We start from the raw sequence: 17,756 nt of genomic DNA on the forward strand, positions 1-17,756 counted from the left end.
AGGCACGAACCGATCGCGACGAGGAGGACGACGTGCACGACCCGAAGGTGGAGCAGCGGGTGGGGGAGCAGCGGGTGGATCAGCGGGTGGATCAGCGGGTGGGGGACGTCGACGCCCTGGTGCGGGCCGACGTGGGCCGGCTGCTGGGGTGCGACGGCGCGGCGATCGACCCGGAGGAGGACCTGCTCGACCGGGGGCTGGACTCCGTGCGGCTCATGACCCTGGTCGAGCGCTGGCGCGCCGCGGGCCTGGGCGGGGTGGAGTTTGCCGACCTGGCCGAGCAGCCGCGGCTGAGCGCGTGGGTCGACCTGATCCGCTCGGGCGGGGCCCGCTGAGCCCGGCCGTCCGGGGGTGCCGGCGCTGGGCGGCGGTGGTCCCGCGCTCAGGTGCGCTGCCTCCGCGGGCGCGTCGCGGGCCCGGGCGCCGGTGCGGTCGTCGGGGCGGGGGCGCCGGTGGCCGGGTCCGTCCCGGCGGCCGGTGCCCCGGGGGGCCCGCCCGGGGCGGTGGGGGCCGGCGAGGGGGCGGCTGCCCGCGCCGCTGCGGCGGCGGCCGCCGTGCTCCCGGTGGCGCCGGCCGGCGGGGTCCCCGTGCCCGCTCGCGGCGGCGCCGGGGGCGTCCAGCCGGCGATGGCGCCGAAGAGGACCGCGATCGGCACGGCACCGGCCACCAGCAGCACCCGCTGGGTGCGGGTGGCCTCGAAGGCCCACGGGATCAGCGTCAGGGTGGCGAAGGACGTGGCGGTGATCGTGATCGCCTTGCGGGTGCGGAACGCCACGGCTGCCGGTCCTCCTCGCCCCTCACGGCACCGCGCGGACACCGCGGGGCACCTCGCCCGGCCGGTGGGCACCGGCCGTGGTCTCGACCCCGGCACGCTAGCCGACGCCACCGTCAGCACCACCCGCCGCGGCGCCCCGGTCCGCCGGCCGCGGTCGGGGCGGGCGGCTCACGACCAGCGGGCCAGCCGGGCGCGCTGCAGGGCACCCCGCCCGATCCGCTCGACCGTCGTGGAGGTCGAGGCGCCGTCCCTGCCGTCGACCCACGGCATGACGCGGTGCCACCCGGAGCGCTCCAGGGCCCGGTCGAGCACCTCGGTGGTCATCGGCAGCGCGCCGAGCTGACCGGCCCAGGGGAGCAGGCGGTACCACCCCGGGCCCGCGTGCCGGTCGGCGACCCCGCTCCCCGGCCGGGCGGGCGCACCCGGGTGCGCGGAGTCCTCCCCGCCGCTCCCGCCGGCGTCCTCGCCGCCGTCGTGCAGCGCCACCCTGCCGTGCCGCAGGCCCGTCTCGGGCGAGGTCAGCACCAGCGCACCGGCGCCCCCGGCGCTGCCCTGGGTGCTGCCGGGGCCGCTGCCCTGGGTGCTGTAGGTGGCCGTCAGGCGCCGGCCCCGCGGGGCCGGGCCGTCCCACTCCGGCGGGTCGCCCAGGTCGCGGGCCCGCGCGACGCCGCAGGTGAGGTCCTCCAGCCGCCGGACCAGGGCGATCAGCTCGTCGTGCAACCGCCCCAGCGGCTCCAGGTCCTCCTCCGGGTCGCGGGGTGCGGCGTCGACCGGCGCGCCGCCGCGCGAGGGGCGCCACCGGCTGAGCTCGTCGGGGGCCCGCTGCCAGCGCTCCGGGCCGGGGTGCGACCCGTCTCCCGCCCCGCCCGCGGGCGGCTCCTCGCCCAGCGCCCAGTGCTGGTACCGGCTGCGGTGCTCGCGCTCGAGGAGGGCCTCGGCGGTCTCCACGCCCTGCAGCACCTCGTCGAGCAGCTGCCCGGTCAGCCGCTCGCACGCCAGCTTGCGGACCCTGGTGCGGGTCCCCTTGCCCGCGCGGACCCGGTCGCCGCGGGCCCTGCCGTTGACGGCGGTGCGGTCCAGGGTGGTCCACAGGCGGAAGAGGGCGTGGTCCACCGCGGCGGTGGCGACGGCCACGCGCCCGAGCTGGCGCAGCACGTCATCGGTGGGGTGGGCGACCACGGCGTCATCGTGGCGCAGCGGCGGTTCGCCCGCAGCACGGTTCGCCGGACCCGCCCCGGGCGCGGCGGCCGCGGTGCGCGGCCCGCCCGCGTCAGCCGAGGTCGTCGACCAGGCGGCGGAACCGCTCGGCCAGGTCGCCGCGGGCCTTCGCGGTGATCGAGTCGCGGCGCCCGGGGCGCTCGAGCCGGTCCAGCCCGCGCTCGAGCGCGGCGACCGCCGCCTCGGGCCGGTCGGCCCCGGCGTGCCGCTCGGCCCGGCGCAGCGCGTCGCGCAGCCGCTGCACGACCGGCCCGGAGACCTGGCCGCGGGTGACGTACCCCTCGAGCACGGCCAGCGCGCCGGCGACGTCGGCCGGTGCCCCGACGACGGTGTCGGTCCGCGCCGGGGGCAGCTCGGCCTCGTCGCCGAGGTAGAAGCTCGCGAAGCCGACCTGGTCGTAGCCGTTGTTCTTGTTGGCCACGCCGTTGCGGTACATCGGGTCGTGCATCAGCGTGCGGATGCCGTACGCGGTCGGCGCCAGGGTCGTGACGACGGCGAGGCGGTTGCCGGTGGCGCTGAGCACGAGCTCCTCGCGCCAGTCGCCGAGCAGGTCGGCCTTGAGCGTGGGGGTGCTCTTGTTGCCGGTGGACGTCAGGCCGGTCTGCAGGTACGGCGACGCGGCGAAGGTGAGGTCGTCGACGGCGTTGACGGTGGAGCCGTCGACGGCCATGTGCGTCAGGCCCCCGCCGAACCAGATGGCGTTCTGCCCCGCCGCGATGCCGTGGCGGACGCCGGTGGTCGTGAGGACCTCGCCGGTGACCATGCTCCTGACCTCGGTGGTCACGCCCGCCGAGCCGGCCTGCGCGCCCGGCCAGCGGTGGGAGAAGTTGCCGGCCACGCTGCCCTCGTCGTCGCTGCCGGCGTACACCCCGTACAGCAGCGAGTCCTCGTGGACGATCCCGCCCCGCTCGTCGCGCCGCTTGCCCCTCATCGGGTCGTAGCCGGCCGGCCCGGGCAGCCAGCCCTGGTGCCGGCCCGTGCGGATGTCGTCCAGGAGGTGCTCCTCCATCCCCGACCACGCCCGCAGGGTGTTCTCCCCGTCGACCGGCAGCAGCGCGCCGCGGTCGCCGTGCCGCAGGGGGGCCCACACGTTGACGGGGTTCTCCCGGACCTCCTCGGTGGCGAACTGGAAGACGCCGGCGACCGGGGGGACGCCCTGCTGCCCCTCGATCGTGGGCACGGTGTCGCCGTTGAGCACCTCGGGCAGGATCTTCGTCCCGTCCTCGTCCAGGGCCAGGACCATGGCCTTGAGCACGACCTCGTCCCGCCCGTCGCCGTCGAGGTCGGCCGACTTGGTGTCGTGGTTGCCGCGGTTCTGGTAGTCGTAGGCGCTGCCGCCCAGGGACCAGTACTGCGGGTCGGCCGAGTCGAAGCCGGCCTCGAACCTGACCTTCCCGTCCGCGAGGGTGAACGCGGCCAGGGTCGTGCGCTGGTAGTAGCCGCGCTGGGAGACGGCGTACTTGGTGACGCCGTCCAGGGCCGCCACGACGCCGACGTAGCGGTTGGCGCGGTTGCCCTGCGCGTCGCCGTACGAGGCGGGCTTCCAGGGGTGCTCCAGCCAGTAGGCCTCCCGCTCGGCCATGACCTGCGCCTTGTAGTCGCTGGTCGAGGTCCCGGCGCCGGGGCCGGGGAAGGCCAGGTAGGAGAAGTTGCCGCGCTGGGTGGCCGGTGTCACGGCCCAGTCCTCGCCGTCGACGCCGCCCTCGTAGGGGTAGGGGTAGCGGGCGCTGTCCACGAGCACGCCGGTGCGCGTCGCCGCGTCCCACTCGAAGGCGGAGAAGAACTCCTGGTCGTCCTTGGCGCGGCCGATCGGCCCGACGTGGTACGTCTTGATCCACCGCTTCAGGGCCGGGTCGTTGGGGCCGTCGTTGCCGCCCCCGGCCGTCGGGCTGCGGTAGGAGACGGTGAAGCTGTTCAGCAGCGACCAGTAGGTGTCCAGCGACTGCACGTCGCCGGTGGCGAAGTACTCCGCGAAGGCGTCCGTGGTGGCGTTCAGCCCGTCCCGGCCGCCCACGACGGTGCTGGAGGTGTTCGGGAAGACGACGGACTGCGTGGCCTCGTCCCAGTTGCCGATCCGGGTGCCGAGCGCGGTCTTGAGCATGAGCTCGCCCTCGCCGTCACCGTCGAAGTCCTCGGCGAACAGGGTGGTCTCGTGGTCGTTGGCCGCCCTGACGTTGTAGCCCATGTCGACGCGGAAGAGCAGGGTGCCGTCCAGCTCGTACACGTCGACGTACTCGGGGGCCGTCGTGGTGCTGGTGCCGCTGTAGATCGGCTCGGAGTACATCGGGTCGGCCTGGGTGCTGCGCCACTTCACGACGATCTCGTACTCGCCGTCGCCGTCGAAGTCGGCCACCGTCATGTCGTGGGTGGAGTAGGGGGCGCTCATCGACGTGTGGACCGCGCCGGTGCCGGTCCTGGCCAGGGGCAGCGCGGTGCCGGAGTCGAGGTTCTCGACGTACTCGATGAACTCCGCTTCCAGCTCGTCGTACAGCGCCCGGGTGACCTTGCCGTCCACGAGCCCGTTCGTCAGCGGCCGGGGCGCGGTGCGGGTCGCGTTCCCGAGCGCGTTGGGGGTGGTGTTGTGCTCGTCGAGCCGGGCGACCCAGTCGTCGAGCTGAGCCCGGGTCACGCTGGTCTGCTCCTCGTGCGCGACGCGGAACTCCCGCAGCAGGTCCATGTCGACCTGGTACCAGTGCTGCCCGCCGGTCCCGGGGACGACCATCGCCGCCGGGTCGAGGTTCGTGCCCGGCCCGAACCGGTTCTCGCTGCCGCGGTAGGTGAAGTGCGCCAGCGGCACGGGCTCCGGGGCCGGCTTGAGCGGGATGTAGCGCGCGGCGCCCCGGCTCTCCTGCCCGGGCCGGCCGGGCAGGCTCGACAGCATCGGCACGCTCATGCCCTGCCTGTCGCCCTCGACGCCGTCGACCACCGGCGCGACCTCGTACCGGGAGGTGAGGCTGCCGTCCGGGTCGGTGTAGCTGGACGGGGTGACGTCCTCCTTGACGGTGCCGGGGTTCGTCTCGTAGCTGCTCTCGGGCTGCACGTCCCGGGGTGCGATCGTGGCGATCCTCGCGAAGCCCGCGTCGCCGTCCGCGCGGTACACGTTCCAGGACAGCCCGTCGGGCTCGTCGCCCAGGAACCGCCAGCTCAGGAACGTCCCGCCCGGGACCTGCGCGGCGACCAGGCCGCGGGTCAGCTCCTCCACCTGCCGCAGGGCGGGCGCGGGGGCGGGGGCGGCGCCCGCGGCCGGGGCGGTGGGGGCGAGCGGCGACACGGCCACCGCCAGCGCCGCCGTCAGGGGAGCCAGTCTGCTCAGGGGCTTGCGCAACGTCGTGCTCCTCGTTCGATCGGCCTGCTGCCGGCGACCCGGGTGGGGCGGACGACCGGGTCCCCGCCCCGGGTCCGGGCCCCCGATCTCTTCCGCACCATCGCGCAACGAGACGGCTCTCGGGGGAAAGCGTGTTCCTACCACCCTCGCCCCAGGGCCGCGGTGCTGTCAACGGGCCGGGCCGAAACGATTCAGGGAGTCGGCTCGAGCCGGAGGCGCTGCACGCCCACCGCGCCGGGCGACGCCCCGCGAGGGCGCTGCTGCTCAGGGCCCCGGTGCCGTCCGCGGCCGTGAGCCCGGTGCGCCGACCGCCCGGTCCGGCGCACCGGGCGGGGGAGCGGTGCTGGTGCGCACCTGCAGCTGCGGCGGCGGCACCGCGGTGCTCCGCTCCGGCCCCCGCTCCCGCTCGGGACCTCGCACCGCGTCACCCGCCGGGTCGGCCGGGCCGCCGATCGCCGCGCGCAGCGCGCGCACCGCGCTGCGCCCCACCGCCCGCAGGTCCTGGCGCACCGTCGTCAGGGGCGGTACCAGGTAGGCGGACAGCGGGATGTCGTCGAAGCCGACGAGGCTGACGTCCGAGGGCACGCGCAGACCGGCCTCGGCCAGGGCCCGCAGGACCCCGACGGCCATCTCGTCGTTGGCCGCGAAGACCGCCGTGGCCTCCCCGGCCGCGGCGATGCGCTGCCCGGCGCGGTACCCGCTGGCCACCGACCAGTCCCCGCGCACCGGCGGCGCGGGGCGCAGACCCGCCTGCTCCAGCGCCGCGCGCCACCCCGCCTCGCGCGCGCGCGCCTCCACCCAGTCCCGCGGGCCGGCGACGTGGGCGATGCGGACGTGGCCGAGGTCCAGCAGGTGGCGCACCGCGGTGCGCGCGGCCTCGAACTGCGCGGTGTCCGTCTCGCGCCGCGCGGAGGCGGCGTCACCGACGACCACGACGAAGGGCACGCCCACGTCCTGCTGGCGGGCCAGCTCCACCGCCTCGTCGAAACCCGCGATCATGATGACGCCCTCGACGTGCTGGTTCAGCAGGTGCTCCACGGCCTCGGTGAGCTCGCTGCGCGAGACCGTCTCCAGGCTGACGGAGCTGACCGAGTACCCGGCCGCGCGCGCGGCGCTCTCCACGCTGCGGTGGACCGTGCCCGGGCCCCACAGGCCGCCCTGGGTGCCGATGACGCCGATCGTGGCCGACCGGGTGGTGGCCAGGGCGCGGGCCGCCTTGTTGGGCCGGTACCCGAGCTGCCGGATCGCCTCCTGCACGCGCTGGCGCGTGGCGGGGCTGGTGGGCCCCTGGTCGTTGACGACCCGGGACACCGTCTGGCTGGAGACCCCGGCCAGGCGCGCCACGTCCGCCATGATCGGTGGGCGCCGGTTCCCCGGGGCCGTCCCGCGGCGGGCGGCGTCGTCGCGCCGTCCCCGGTCCTCGTCCGCCACGGGCGCGAGGTTACCGCCCGGTGCCCGCCGGGCCCGGTGCGGTTCCGTCACAGGTTGACCACAGCGCGTGCAGCGGCCTATGTTCGCGCTCACACCCGTTCGGGCACAGCAGCCCGACCCGCGTCCGTGGCCGACCCGCGGCCGTCCCGGTGCCGACGGCACCCCCGTCCCGCACCACGCCCTCGATGTCGAGGAGGACATCCATGCCCGCACGACGAACCCTCGCCGCGGTCGCCGCCGGCGTGCTGCTCGCGGCGCCGCTGTGCGCGGCGGCTCCCGCAGCCGCCGCCCCGGACCGCGCCCCGGCGCCCGACTACACGATCACCGCCGACCCCGCCGCCCGCGGCGCGGAGATCGACGACACCATGTACGGCGTCTTCTTCGAGGACATCAACTACGCCGCCGACGGCGGGCTGTACGCCGAGCTCGTGCGCAACCGCTCCTTCGAGTTCCTGCCCGTCGACCGTGCCGGCTGGAACGGGATGACCGCCTGGACGCCCACCGCCACCGGCGGCGGCGCCGGCAGCGCCAGGACCGTGGACGACGCCGCACGCCTGGGCGAGCGCAACCGCACCTACCTCGAGCTCGCCCTGGACAACCCGCAGGGCGGCCGGTACGGCGTGAGCAACGCTGGTTACAACGAGGGCGTGGCGCTGCGGGCCGGGCAGCGCTACGACTTCTCCGTCTGGGCCCGCACCGACGCCGCCGCCGGCACCCCGCTGAGCATCGCCCTGCGCGGCACCGACGGCGAGCTCCTCGCCGACCCGCTCACCCTGCGGGTGAGCGGCGACGGCTGGGTGAAGCACACGGGCACCCTGACGGCCCGGCGCACCACCGATTCCGGACGGCTGCAGGTCCTCGCCGGCGGCACCGGCACGCTGCGCCTGGACATGGTCTCGCTCTTCCCGCGCGACACCTTCAAGGGCCGGCCCAACGGCCTGCGCAAGGACCTCGCCGAGAAGGTCCAGGCCCTGGACCCCGGCTTCGTCCGCTTCCCCGGCGGGTGCATCGTCAACGTGAACAGCATGCACGGCTACGACGCCGCCTCCGGCTGGCAGCGTGCGCGCTCCTACCAGTGGAAGGACACCGTCGGGCCCGTCGAGCAGCGCGCGACCAACGCGAACTTCTGGGGCTACAACCAATCCTACGGCCTGGGCTACTTCGAGTACTTCCAGTTCGCCGAGGACATCGGCGCCGTGCCGCTGCCCGTGGTCCCCGCCCTGCTCAGCGGGTGCGGCCAGAACCGCGCCACGGACGACCCCGCCCTGCTGCAGCGGCACATCCAGGACACCCTGGACCTCGTCGAGTTCGCCAGGGGGCCGGTCACCTCCACCTGGGGCAAGCTGCGCGCCGACATGGGCCACCCGGCTCCGTTCACCCTCACCCACCTCGGTGTGGGCAACGAGGAGAACCTGCCCGACGAGTACGCGGCGAACTTCGTGAAGTTCCGCGACGCCATCGAGGCGAAGTACCCCGACATCACCGTCATCTCCAACTCCGGCCCCGACGACCAGGGCGCCGTCTTCGACCGGCACTGGGAGCACAACCGCGCCAACGACGTCGACATGGTCGACGAGCACTACTACAACAGCCCCTCCTGGTTCCTGCAGAACAACGACCGCTACGACTCCTACGACCGCCGGGGGCCGAAGGTCTTCCTCGGGGAGTACGCCTCCCTGGACAACAAGCTGTCCAACTCCCTGGCCGAGGCCGCCTACATGACCGGTCTGGAGCGCAACGCCGACGTCGTGAAGATGGCCTCCTACGCGCCCCTGCTGGCCAACGTCGACAACGTCCAGTGGAAGCCGGACATGATCTGGTTCGACAACGACGAGTCGTGGGGGTCCACCTCCTACGAGGTCCAGAAGCTGTTCATGAACAACGTGGGCGACCAGGTGGTGCCGACGACGGCCAGCGGGAAGGTCGTCCAGCCGCAGCCGATCACCGGCGGGATCGGCCTGTCCACCTGGACGACGACCGCGCGGTACGACGACGTGCGGGTCACCGCGCCCGACGGCGAGGTGCTCTTCAGCGACGACTTCGACGACGGCGACGCCGACGGCTGGAGCCCCCTGGCCGGCCGCGGCTCGTGGTCGGTGCAGGACGGCGCGTACACCCAGTCCGACCCGGCCGCGCAGGACACCCTCGTCAAGGGCGGCGACATCACCGCCACCGACTACGACGTGTCCCTCAAGGCCACCAAGACCGCCGGCTCGGAGGGCTTCCTCGTCGGCTTCGGCGTCAAGGGCGCCGGCGACCACTACTGGTGGAACCTCGGCGGGTGGAACAACACCCGCACCGTCGTGGAGAAGGCCACCGGCGGTGCCAAGGAGACGATCTTCGCCGAGGAGGGGCACTCCATCGAGACGGGGCGCACCTACGACCTGAGGATCTCCGTGCGCGGCGCGAAGGTGGAGCTGTACCTGGACGGGCAGCTCTTCGGCTCCTTCGCCGACGACGCGGTCACCGAGCCGTTCGCCCAGGTCGTGACTCGCGACCAGCGCACGGGCGACCTCATCGTCAAGGTCGTCAACGCCCAGAGCACCCCGGCGGTGACGAAGATCGACCTCGGCGACGTCCGGGTGGAGCCCCGGGCCCGCATGACGGTCATCGCCGGTGACCCGGAGGCGCAGAACACCCGCTCGGCCCAGCCGATCAAGCCCGTCACCTCCACCGTCAGGGGCATCTCCTCCAGCTTCACCCGCACCTTCCCGGCCAACTCCGTCACCGTCCTGCGCATCGCGACCAAGTGAGGGACCAGCAGATGACCACAGGCTTCAGCCGCCGTTCGCTGCTCGCCGGCGGCCTGGGTGCCGCGGCGTGCGGCGCGATCGGCGCCACGCCCGCAGCAGCGGGCCCGCGCCCCCCCGGCGGGGCGCTGCGCACGGACGCGCAGGTGTACGGCGTGACCACCCCCGACCTGCTCGTGGAGCAGCGCGCCGACCCCTTCATCACCCGACCGGTGCAGGGCACGTACTACTTCACCGGCTCGGTGCCGGAGTACGACCGCCTCGTCGTGCGCGGTGCCCCCACCATCGCCGGCCTGCGCACCGCGACCGAGTCCGTCGTGTGGCGCAGGCCCACCTCGGGCCGGATGGGCGGGCACGTCTGGGCGCCGGAGCTGCACCGCATCGACGGGCGCTGGTACCTCTACTTCGCCGCCGGCGACGCCGAGAACGTCTTCGACATCCGCATGTACGTCCTGGAGTCCGCCCTGCCCGACCCGCGCGACCCGGCCGGCTGGGGGACCCCGCGCGAGTTCACCACGCCGTGGGGCTCCTTCAAGCTGGACGCGACCACGTTCGAGCACCGCGGCCGGCGCTACTACGCCTGGGCGCAGGCCGAGCCGGAGCTCGCTGTGAACACCAGCCTGTACATCGCGGAGATGGCCTCCCCCTTCGCCCTGAAGGGCAGGCCGGCGCGCATCTCCACGCCGACGCTGCCCTGGGAGGTGCGCGGCTTCAAGGTCAACGAGGGACCGGCCGTGCTGGTGCGCAACGGTCGCGTCTTCATGACGTTCTCGGCCAGCGCGACCGACGACCGCTACTGCGTGGGCCTGCTCACTGCCGACGAGGACGCGGACCTGCTGGACACGTCCTCCTGGGTCAAGAGCCCGCAGCCGGTGTTCGAGACGAACGTCCAGACCCAGCGCTACGGGCCGGGGCACAACTCGTTCACCGTCGCCGAGGACGGGGTGACCGACGTCCTCGTCTACCACGCCCGCGACTACGCGGGCTACAGCGGCACCGACCCGCTGTACGACCCCAACCGGCACGCCCGGGTGCAGAGGCTGTACTGGAACGCCGACGGCACCCCCTCGTTCGGCGTCCCCGTCGGCTCCGGCGGCCCGATCGTGCGGTTGTCCCCGGCCGACGCGCCCCGCTCCCTCGTGCGGCACGCCGACTTCACCGTCCGCGTCGACCGGGACGTGCGCCAGGTGGCCGACAGCTGGTTCCGCTTCGTGCCCGGCCTGGCCGGTGCGGGCACCGAGTCCCTGCAGCCGGTCGGCTTCCCCGACCGGTACCTGCACGTCGTCGACGGTGCGGTGCGCATCGACCCGCTCGAGGCCGGGTCGGCGTTCGCCGGCAGCGCCAGCTTCCACCGCCGGCCCGCCGGCAAGGGGGTGGCGCTCGAGGTCGCCGGTGCCCCGGGCGCCTTCCTGCGGCACGACGGCGGCCGTCTCGCCGCCGGGTCCGGCGGGGGCGCCGGCAGCACCTTCCTGCTGAGCTGACGCAGCGGCGGTGGGTGGGGGAGCGGGCCCCCGCCCACCGCCGGGTGCGCCGCGGGTTCAGGCGGGCAGCCGGTGCTCCTCCAGGACGGCGACGGCCTCGGCGGCGGCGGTCCGCAGGTGGTCGATCTCGGCGGTGGTGAACTCGTGCGGCACCGCCCCGAAGACGCAGTGCGCGCCGACGGTGTGGCCCTCGGGGGTGACCAGCGGGACGCCGGCGTAGCAGGCCACGCCGTCGAGGGTCACCAGCGGGTTGTCGTGCTGCAGCGGGTCGCGGGCCGCGTCGGCGACGACGTAGGGGGCGGAGGTGACGACGGCGTTGGCGCAGAAGGACCACTCCACCGGCACGCCCTCGACGTCGGCACCCCACCCGGGCAGCGGGGTGCTGCCGGCGACCAGGTGCGCGGTGTCCAGGACCAGGCTGACCATGCTGACCGGCTGCCCCAGCGCCGTGGCCGTGCGCACCGACAGCTCGTCCAGCCGGCGCCGCAGGTCGGGGTCGTCCAGGTCGTAGCCGGCCACGGCGGCGAGCCGGTCGAAGTCGGCGAGGGTGCTGGTGTGGTCGATCATCGGTCGCTCCCGTGGACGATGGTGCTGGCGGTGCTGAGCCGGTCGTAGCTGGTCAGGCGGATCCGCAGGGCCCGAGCGCACAGCGCGGTCACGGGCTCGCCGGAGCCGGTCATGGCCTGCAGCAGGCGCTCCAGGGAACCCCTGTCGTGCTCGCGGCCGTGCAGGCCCGCGTCCGCCAGCAGGCGGGTCCAGACCTCCGCGGCACGGGCGCCGTGCACGCGCTCCACGGAGGACCGCGCGTCCTGCACGGTGGGCAGCTGCAGCCCGTACGCGCCCGACCCGCCGGCCGGTGCGGGACCGGGTGCTGCGGGACCGGCCGCGGCGGGGACCGGGCTCCCGGGGCGCAGCGCGCCGGTGGTGCTGGTCATCGGTGTCCCCTGCCTCAGTAGGTGAAGGTCTGGACGAGGGTGTTCACTCGCCCGGCGATGCCGGTCAGCTCGCCGGCGGCGCGCTGGGTGGCCTCGGCGCTGGTCGCGGCGGCGGAGGTCACTTCCGAGACGGCCCCGAACGTCGCGGACACCCGGCCGCTGGCGGTGGCCGCGTCGGAGATCGAGCGGCTCATCTCCGTGGTGGTGGCGGCCTGCTCCTCCACCGCCGAGGCGATGGTGGTGCTGAAGTCGGTGATCCGGCCGATGACGTCACGGATCCGCCCGACCGCCTCGGCGGCGCCGCTGCTGCTGGACTGCAGCTCGGAGATCTGGCGGGTGATGTCGTCGGTGGCCCGGGCGGTCTGCTGCGCCAGCTCCTTGACCTCCCCGGCCACCACCGCGAAGCCCTTGCCCATCTCACCCGCGCGGGCGGCCTCGATGGTGGCGTTCAGCGCCAGCAGGTTGGTCTGCTCGGCGATGGAGGTGATCAGCTTGACGACGCCGTCGATGCGGCCGCTGGCCTCGGCGAGGGTGACGATCTGCTGGTGGGCGTCCTCGGCCACCGCCAGGGAGTCGGTGGCCGAGCGCGCCGCCTCGGAGGCGTTGACGGCGATCTCCTTGATGGAGGCGCTCATCTCCTCGGCGCCGGCCATGACCGACTGCACCGAGGCGTTGACGGAGTCCGCGTCGCCCGCTGCGCCCCTGGCCTGGCCGGCGGCGGAGGAGGCACCCTCGCTGAGGGCGTCGCTCACCCCGGACAGCTCGTCGGCCGCCCCCGACAGGCGGGTGGCGGTGCCGGCCAGGTCGCCGACGGTGGCGCGCAGCGAGGCGGTGGCCGCGTCCAGCCCGCGAGCCATCTGCCCGAACTCGTCGGCGCTGTCCAGGCCGGCGGAGACGGTCAGGTCCCCGCTCCCCAGCGCCCGGGTGACCGTGGCGACGCGGGCGACCGCGCCGGCGATGGCGCGCGCCACCAGCAGCGCGACCGCGACGGCGAAGACCACGCCCACGACGACCGCGGCCAGGATCAGGGCGCGCGCGGAGCGGTAGTCCGCGGCGCTGTCCCGGCGCAGCTGCGCCGCGGCGCTGGTCTCGGCGTCGATCACCTCCTCGATGGCCTGCTGCGCCCGCGCGGTCAGCGGGGCGGCAGCGCTGTCGCGGACCTGCTCGAAGGTGGCGGTGTCGTTGCTGCGGCTGGCGGGCAGGAGCTGCTCGTCGCGCACCCGCTGGTACCCCGCCCACGCCTCGCGCAGCTCGGCGACCAGCTCGGCGTTGTGCCCCGTCGCGGCGTAGGCGTCCAGGTCCTCCGCGAACGCGGCGTCGGCCTCGCGGATGGCCTCCTCGTACTTCGCCATCGCCTCGTCGGTGCTGGAGATGGCGTGGTTCAGCACGTCCCGGCGCGTCTGCTGCATGTCGAGGGAGACCTCGTTGATCTGCTCCACGGGCAGCAGGCCACCGCGGTAGAGGCTCTCCGCGGCCGCGTCCATCGCGCTCATGCGGTTGACGGCCAGCGCGCCGACGCCGGCGGCGACCAGGGCCATCACCGACACCGCGAGCAGGATCTTGGTCAGCACGCGGCGATCGGCGAACCAGCGCCCCAGCGCGCTGGGGCGGCGTCCGGCGGGGCGAGCGGGTGCGGCGGCGCTGCTGATCGACACGTCTGGCTTCCTCCGGGTGCGGGTGAACGGCTGTGCGCTGGCTCGCACGCACGTCGTCACCGTTCCATCGGCACCGGCCGCCCCGTCCTGAACGGAACGCCGGCGCGGGGGACCCGACGGTGCGCCGGCCCCGGGTGATCGCGCCGGTAGCGTTCCCGGGTGCACCCGACCGCCCGCCGCGCTGCCGACGACGTCCTGACGGGCTCGCGGGAGCCGGTGCCGGTGCGCTGCTACGACCCGCCCGTGGCCGCCGCCGGCGCGCTCGCGCCGACGCTGGTGTGGCTGCACGGCGGCGCCTTCCTCGCCGGGGGCCTCGGCGGGCCCGAGTCCGACGCCTTCGCGCGGGCCCTGGCGGCCCGTGGCGTGCGGGTGGTGGCCGTGGACTACCCCTTGGCGCCGCTGCTGTCCGCCGGGTGGCCGTCGCCGCGCCGGTCGGTGAGCGGGGTGCCGCGCGAGCGCTTCCCCGGGCAGGTGCACGACGTGTCCGCGGTGCTCGCCCGCGTGCGAGCCACCTGCGCCGGTCCGCTGCTGCTCGGGGGCGCCAGCGCCGGCGCCTGCCTGGCCGCCGGCACCGCGCTGGCCGCGACCACCGCGGCGGCCGACGGGGCGCCGCGCATCGACGGCGCCGTCCTGGCCTACGGGTTCTTCCACGCCCGCCTGCCCCCGCGACCGCGTGCGCTGCGGGCGAAGCTGCGCGGCCGCCGCCGCTTCACCCACACCCGCTGGCCGGTGCTGGCGGTGAACCTCAACTACACCGGCTCCCGCGCGCTGCTGGACGACCCCGCGGCGTTCCCGGGCGGGCACCGCCTGACGGGTTTCCCGCCGACGCTGCTGCTGGACGCCGAGCGGGACGGCATGCGGGCCTCCAGCGGCCCCTTCGCCGCCGACCTGGCGGCGGCCGGGGTGCCCCTGGAGCACCGGGTGCTGCCCGGCGCCGTGCACGGTTTCCTGGGCCGCCCCCGCGAGCGCGACTTCGGCGTCGGCGTGGAGGTCGTCGCGCGGTGGTCGCGGTCGCTGGCCGGCTGCGCGTCCCCGCCCGCCTGACCGGGGCCGGTCCCGCGTGCGCGCCCGCCGCGGCGGGAGCGCGACCGGTGGAAGCGACGGGGTTCCCGGTACCCGGCGGAAGCTGCACCGTCTGGGTCGTGGAGACGGTGACCCGTGCCGAGGTGCTGGCCCGCTCCGGCTACGCCCTGTCCGACGCCACCCGGTGCCGGCTGCTGGCCCTGCGGGAGGCGTCGTCCTGCCCGGCGCACCTGGCGGAACTGCTGGGCGTCTCGCGCCAGCTCGTCCCCAACCACCTGGCGTGCCTGCGCGGGTGCGCGCTCGTGGTGGCCGTCCCCGAGGGCCGGCGCGTGCGCTGGTTCGCGGCCGCGACGATCGCCTGCGACCTCGTCGAGGCGGTGGTGGCTCTGAGCGCCGGTGCTGCCTCCTCCTCCGGCGCCCTGATCGGCTTCGGGCTGGACTCCGTCGTCGAGGTCTCCTCCGCGGCCGCGGTGGCGTGGCGGTTCTCCGCCCGCGAGGATCGGATCCGCCGGGCGCGCGAGCACCGCGCCCCGCGGGTGATCGCCCTGTCCTTCTTCGCGCTGGCCGCCTGCGTCGTCGTCGACCCGGTGCGGGCCCTGTCCAGCGACGGGGAGGCCGGCGGCTCGCCGGTCGGGATCGCGCTGGCGGCGCTGAGCCTGGCGGTCGTGCCCGTGCTCTCCACGGCCCAGCGCCGCGTCGGCCGCGAGCTGGGGTCGGCCAGCGCGGTGGCCGACTCCCGGCAGACGCTGCTGTGCAGCTGCCCGTCGGAGGTGCTGCCGGTCGGGCTGGTCCTGAACGCGGCCCCGGGCTGGCCCTGGGCCGGTCCCGTCGCGGCGCTGGTCATCGCCGTCGTCGCGCTGCGCGAGGGGCTGCGCGAGGGGCTGCGGGAGCGGGTCCCGGGCCCGGGTTCCCGGGCCCGGGTTTCACGACCCGGGTTTCACGACCGGCAGTTCAGGCCCTCGGTCAGCGCGGTGAGGTTCTCGCGCATGAGGCCGGGGTAGTCCTGCTCCCGCGTGACACGCTCGACGGGGTGCAGCACCGAGGTCCGCACCCCGGTGTCCTGCGCGAGGGTCTCGGCGACGGCCGCGCTGGTGGTGGCCTCGAAGAACACGGTGCGCACGTCGCGGCCGCGCACGGTGTCCACGACGTCGCGCAGGCGCGCCGGTGAGGGTTCCACGTGCGGGTCGATGCCGTTGATGCCCACCTGCTGCAGGTGGTAGCGCTGCGCCAGGTACCCGAAGGCCTCGTGCGCGGTGACCAGCGTGGCGTCGGCGCACGGGGCCAGGGCGGTGGCGTACTCCCGGTCCAGCTCGGTCAGCTCCCGCGCGAGCCGCTCGGCGTTGGCGGCGTACTGCTGCTCGCCCTCGGGGTCCACCTCGGAGGCCGCGCCGGCCACCTGCTCGGCCAGCCGGGCCATGCGGGTCGGGTCCAGCCAGAAGTGCGGGTCGCCGTGCAGGTCGGCCAGCGCGGCGGCGTCCACCAGGTGGGCCGGCGGCTGGGCCTCCAGCGCCTCGTCGACGGCCGGTTGCAGCCCGGACAGGTGCACCACGAGGTCGGCCTCGCCGAGCCGGCCGACCTGCTGGGCGGACAGCTCCAGGGCGTGGCTGTCCGCCCCGGGCGGGACGAGGTTGTCCACCTCGGCCCGCCCGGCGGTGACGCGTTCGGCGACGTACTGCAGCGGGTACGAGGAGACGGTCACCCGCAGGTCCCCACCGGCCCCGTCGTCACCGGCCGCGCCGGTGCTGCCGCAGGCGGCGGCCGCCAGCACCGCGGCGGCGGTGGCCAGCAGGCGCGACGGGGCGCGCATCAGCCGTGCGTCCCCTCGTGCTCGTGCGCGTGCTCGTCGGCCGAGGCGGTGACGCCCTTGAGCTCGTTGGGCTGGACGGTCAGCTCGGCGCTGCGCCACACCTCGCCGGTGGCGATGTCCACGGCGTGCACGGAGTTCGTGGCCGGGTCGGAGACGTAGGCCGAGCCGTCCATGGTGAACACCTGCGGCTGCGGGGTCTGCCAGTCCTCGGCGACCTGCCACGGGGCGATGACCGGCACCGAGCGCGTCACGGCGGCGGTGGCGGTGTCGACCACGTGCAGGGCGCCGTCGGTGCCGAGCACCACGGCCTCGCCGTTCTCGCCGCGCCCGATGGAGCGGTACCAGTACGAGGCGGGCAGCTGCACCAGACGAAGCTGGCCGGTGGCGGTGTCGATGAGCGAGATCCTGCCGATCGCGTCGGTGGGGCTGTCCTTCTCGGCGCGGTAGTCGCCGACGACGACCGGGGAGTCGTCCAGGCCCCACTGGTTGCCGATGCGGCCGTACTCGTCCGGGCTGTCGATCTTGGTGATCTTCCCGTCCTTGACCATGAGCACGCCGTCGGTGCAGCCGACCACGACGACCTCGTCGGCGGCGACGGTCTCGCCGTGCACGTTGGGGCACTCGGTGGAGGCGGCCACCTCGGTGCCGGAGGGGTCCAGCAGGCGGATGCCGTTGCGGGACTCCTCGTCCCCCTCGGTCACGACCGTGGAGCCGTCGGAGAGCTCCACGGCGACGCCGTGGTGCGCGGAGGGGGTGGTCATCTCGCGCATCTCGCGGTCGGGGTCCGCCACCTCTTCGCTGTCGAAGGAGACGATGCGCCCGGTGCCGTCGTCGAACAGGACGGTGCGGCCGGCGTGGTTGACGACGTGCCCGCCCTCCTCGGCCTCGAAGACGATGCCGGTGTCGCGGGGGGTGGTGGTGTAGAAGTGCGAGTGGTCGCCGTGGGGTTCCTCCCAGGCGCCGGCGTCGACGACGTGCCAGCCGCCGGTGGCGGTGACGAACACGTGCCGGCCGTCGCCGGCGGGGTTCACGCGGGCGAAACCCTCGAAGGGCAGGTCGGCCAGGACCTCCAGGGAGTTCGCGTCCAGGACCTGCACGCCGCCGTCGTAGGTCAGGGCCAGGCGCGGCTGGCTGGCGGCGACCTCGGTGGCCGGGGCGGGGCTCTGCGGGGCCGCGGCGCTGGGGGTGGCGCTCTGCGGGGCGGCCGGGGTGGAGGTCTCGTCGCCGGTGGAGCAGGCGCTGACCAGGGCCAGGCACGCGGCGGACAGCGTGGCCGTCAGGGCGAGCGAGCGGCGCGGGCGGGGGGCGAGGGGGGGCATCGGATCTCCTGGTCGGCGGGGCGCGAACCCCGGTTGC

14 protein-coding genes are annotated in these 17,756 nt (G+C 75.2%); 5 read left to right on the top strand and 9 right to left on the bottom strand.

Going from position 1 to position 17,756, the window contains the following annotated elements:
- Positions 1-32 precede the first annotated feature (32 nt).
- Complete coding sequence (locus tag ACRYR7_RS05010) at positions 33-335, top strand: phosphopantetheine-binding protein (RefSeq protein ID WP_432570969.1); 303 nt, start codon at positions 33-35, stop codon at positions 333-335.
- 47 nt (positions 336-382) lie between these two features.
- Here the strand turns inward: ACRYR7_RS05010 and ACRYR7_RS05015 are convergent, their stop codons facing one another.
- The 4 genes from ACRYR7_RS05015 to ACRYR7_RS05030 form a co-directional block, all read right to left on the bottom strand.
- A complete protein-coding gene (locus ACRYR7_RS05015; RefSeq protein ID WP_432570970.1) occupies positions 383-775 on the bottom strand; it encodes a hypothetical protein in 393 nt (130 codons plus the stop codon).
- Between the two features lie 168 nt (positions 776-943).
- The gene (locus tag ACRYR7_RS05020) at positions 944-1,954 is read right to left on the bottom strand and encodes a hypothetical protein (protein WP_432570971.1); all 1,011 of its coding nucleotides are present in this window, start codon (positions 1,952-1,954) and stop codon (positions 944-946) included.
- Positions 1,955-2,045: 91 nt separating this feature from the next.
- Complete coding sequence (locus tag ACRYR7_RS05025; RefSeq protein WP_432570972.1) at positions 2,046-5,318, bottom strand: rhamnogalacturonan lyase family protein; 3,273 nt, start codon at positions 5,316-5,318, stop codon at positions 2,046-2,048.
- 264 nt (positions 5,319-5,582) lie between these two features.
- Positions 5,583-6,749, bottom strand: a complete 1,167-nt coding sequence (locus tag ACRYR7_RS05030) for a LacI family DNA-binding transcriptional regulator (RefSeq protein ID WP_432570973.1) — start codon at positions 6,747-6,749, stop codon at positions 5,583-5,585.
- A 203-nt stretch (positions 6,750-6,952) separates the two neighbouring features.
- Between ACRYR7_RS05030 and ACRYR7_RS05035 the strand changes: the two genes are divergently transcribed.
- The gene (locus tag ACRYR7_RS05035) at positions 6,953-9,502 is read left to right on the top strand and encodes an alpha-L-arabinofuranosidase C-terminal domain-containing protein (protein WP_432570974.1); all 2,550 of its coding nucleotides are present in this window, start codon (positions 6,953-6,955) and stop codon (positions 9,500-9,502) included.
- A gap of 11 nt (positions 9,503-9,513) precedes the next feature.
- Positions 9,514-10,980 carry a family 43 glycosylhydrolase gene (locus tag ACRYR7_RS05040; RefSeq protein WP_432570975.1) on the top strand — a complete coding sequence of 489 codons (1,467 nt, stop codon included), beginning with the start codon at positions 9,514-9,516 and terminating at the stop codon, positions 10,978-10,980.
- A gap of 57 nt (positions 10,981-11,037) precedes the next feature.
- Here the strand turns inward: ACRYR7_RS05040 and ACRYR7_RS05045 are convergent, their stop codons facing one another.
- Genes ACRYR7_RS05045 through ACRYR7_RS05055 form a run of 3 tightly spaced genes read right to left on the bottom strand, consistent with a single transcriptional unit; the run spans position 11,038 to position 13,570 of the window.
- A complete protein-coding gene (locus ACRYR7_RS05045; protein WP_432570976.1) occupies positions 11,038-11,547 on the bottom strand; it encodes a GAF domain-containing protein in 510 nt (169 codons plus the stop codon).
- Positions 11,544-11,915 (bottom strand): hypothetical protein, encoded by a 372-nt coding sequence (locus ACRYR7_RS05050; RefSeq protein ID WP_432570977.1) that lies wholly within the window; start codon positions 11,913-11,915, stop codon positions 11,544-11,546. The genes ACRYR7_RS05045 and ACRYR7_RS05050 overlap by 4 nt, the downstream gene beginning before the upstream one ends.
- 14 nt (positions 11,916-11,929) lie before the next feature.
- Entirely contained in the window at positions 11,930-13,570 is a 1,641-nt protein-coding gene (locus ACRYR7_RS05055; RefSeq protein ID WP_432570978.1) for a methyl-accepting chemotaxis protein, read from the bottom strand.
- A gap of 159 nt (positions 13,571-13,729) precedes the next feature.
- Between ACRYR7_RS05055 and ACRYR7_RS05060 the strand changes: the two genes are divergently transcribed.
- Both ACRYR7_RS05060 and ACRYR7_RS05065 read left to right on the top strand, forming a co-directional pair.
- Positions 13,730-14,614: an alpha/beta hydrolase gene (locus ACRYR7_RS05060; RefSeq protein WP_432570979.1), complete on the top strand. Its 885-nt coding sequence runs from the start codon at positions 13,730-13,732 to the stop codon at positions 14,612-14,614.
- A gap of 254 nt (positions 14,615-14,868) precedes the next feature.
- Positions 14,869-15,594 (top strand): cation diffusion facilitator family transporter, encoded by a 726-nt coding sequence (locus ACRYR7_RS05065; protein ID WP_432571000.1) that lies wholly within the window; start codon positions 14,869-14,871, stop codon positions 15,592-15,594.
- On the opposite strand, the gene ACRYR7_RS05070 is transcribed toward ACRYR7_RS05065, so the two are convergent.
- Both ACRYR7_RS05070 and aztD read right to left on the bottom strand, forming a co-directional pair.
- Positions 15,531-16,400, bottom strand: coding sequence for a metal ABC transporter substrate-binding protein (locus ACRYR7_RS05070; protein ID WP_432570980.1), 870 nt, complete (start codon positions 16,398-16,400; stop codon positions 15,531-15,533). The two genes, ACRYR7_RS05065 and ACRYR7_RS05070, sit on opposite strands and share 64 nt — an antisense overlap.
- Positions 16,400-17,719: a zinc metallochaperone AztD gene (gene aztD, locus ACRYR7_RS05075; RefSeq protein ID WP_432570981.1), complete on the bottom strand. Its 1,320-nt coding sequence runs from the start codon at positions 17,717-17,719 to the stop codon at positions 16,400-16,402. Before aztD ends, ACRYR7_RS05070 begins: the two co-directional genes overlap by 1 nt.
- Positions 17,720-17,756 lie beyond the last annotated feature (37 nt).

Source organism: Kineococcus gurbantunggutensis (assembly GCF_050871925.1).
Lineage (GTDB): Bacteria > Actinomycetota > Actinomycetes > Actinomycetales > Kineococcaceae > Kineococcus.

What these genes read in the sequence shown, in the direction of transcription:
- aztD (WP_432570981.1), bottom strand. Translation starts at nt 17,719, where the DNA reads ATGCCCCCCCTCGCCCCCCGCCCGCGCCGCTCGCTCGCCCTGACGGCC.
- ACRYR7_RS05050 (WP_432570977.1), bottom strand. Translation starts at nt 11,915, where the DNA reads ATGACCAGCACCACCGGCGCGCTGCGCCCCGGGAGCCCGGTCCCCGCC.
- ACRYR7_RS05045 (WP_432570976.1), bottom strand. Translation starts at nt 11,547, where the DNA reads ATGATCGACCACACCAGCACCCTCGCCGACTTCGACCGGCTCGCCGCC.
- ACRYR7_RS05040 (WP_432570975.1), top strand. Translation starts at nt 9,514, where the DNA reads ATGACCACAGGCTTCAGCCGCCGTTCGCTGCTCGCCGGCGGCCTGGGT.
- ACRYR7_RS05070 (WP_432570980.1), bottom strand. Translation starts at nt 16,400, where the DNA reads ATGCGCGCCCCGTCGCGCCTGCTGGCCACCGCCGCCGCGGTGCTGGCG.
- ACRYR7_RS05035 (WP_432570974.1), top strand. Translation starts at nt 6,953, where the DNA reads ATGCCCGCACGACGAACCCTCGCCGCGGTCGCCGCCGGCGTGCTGCTC.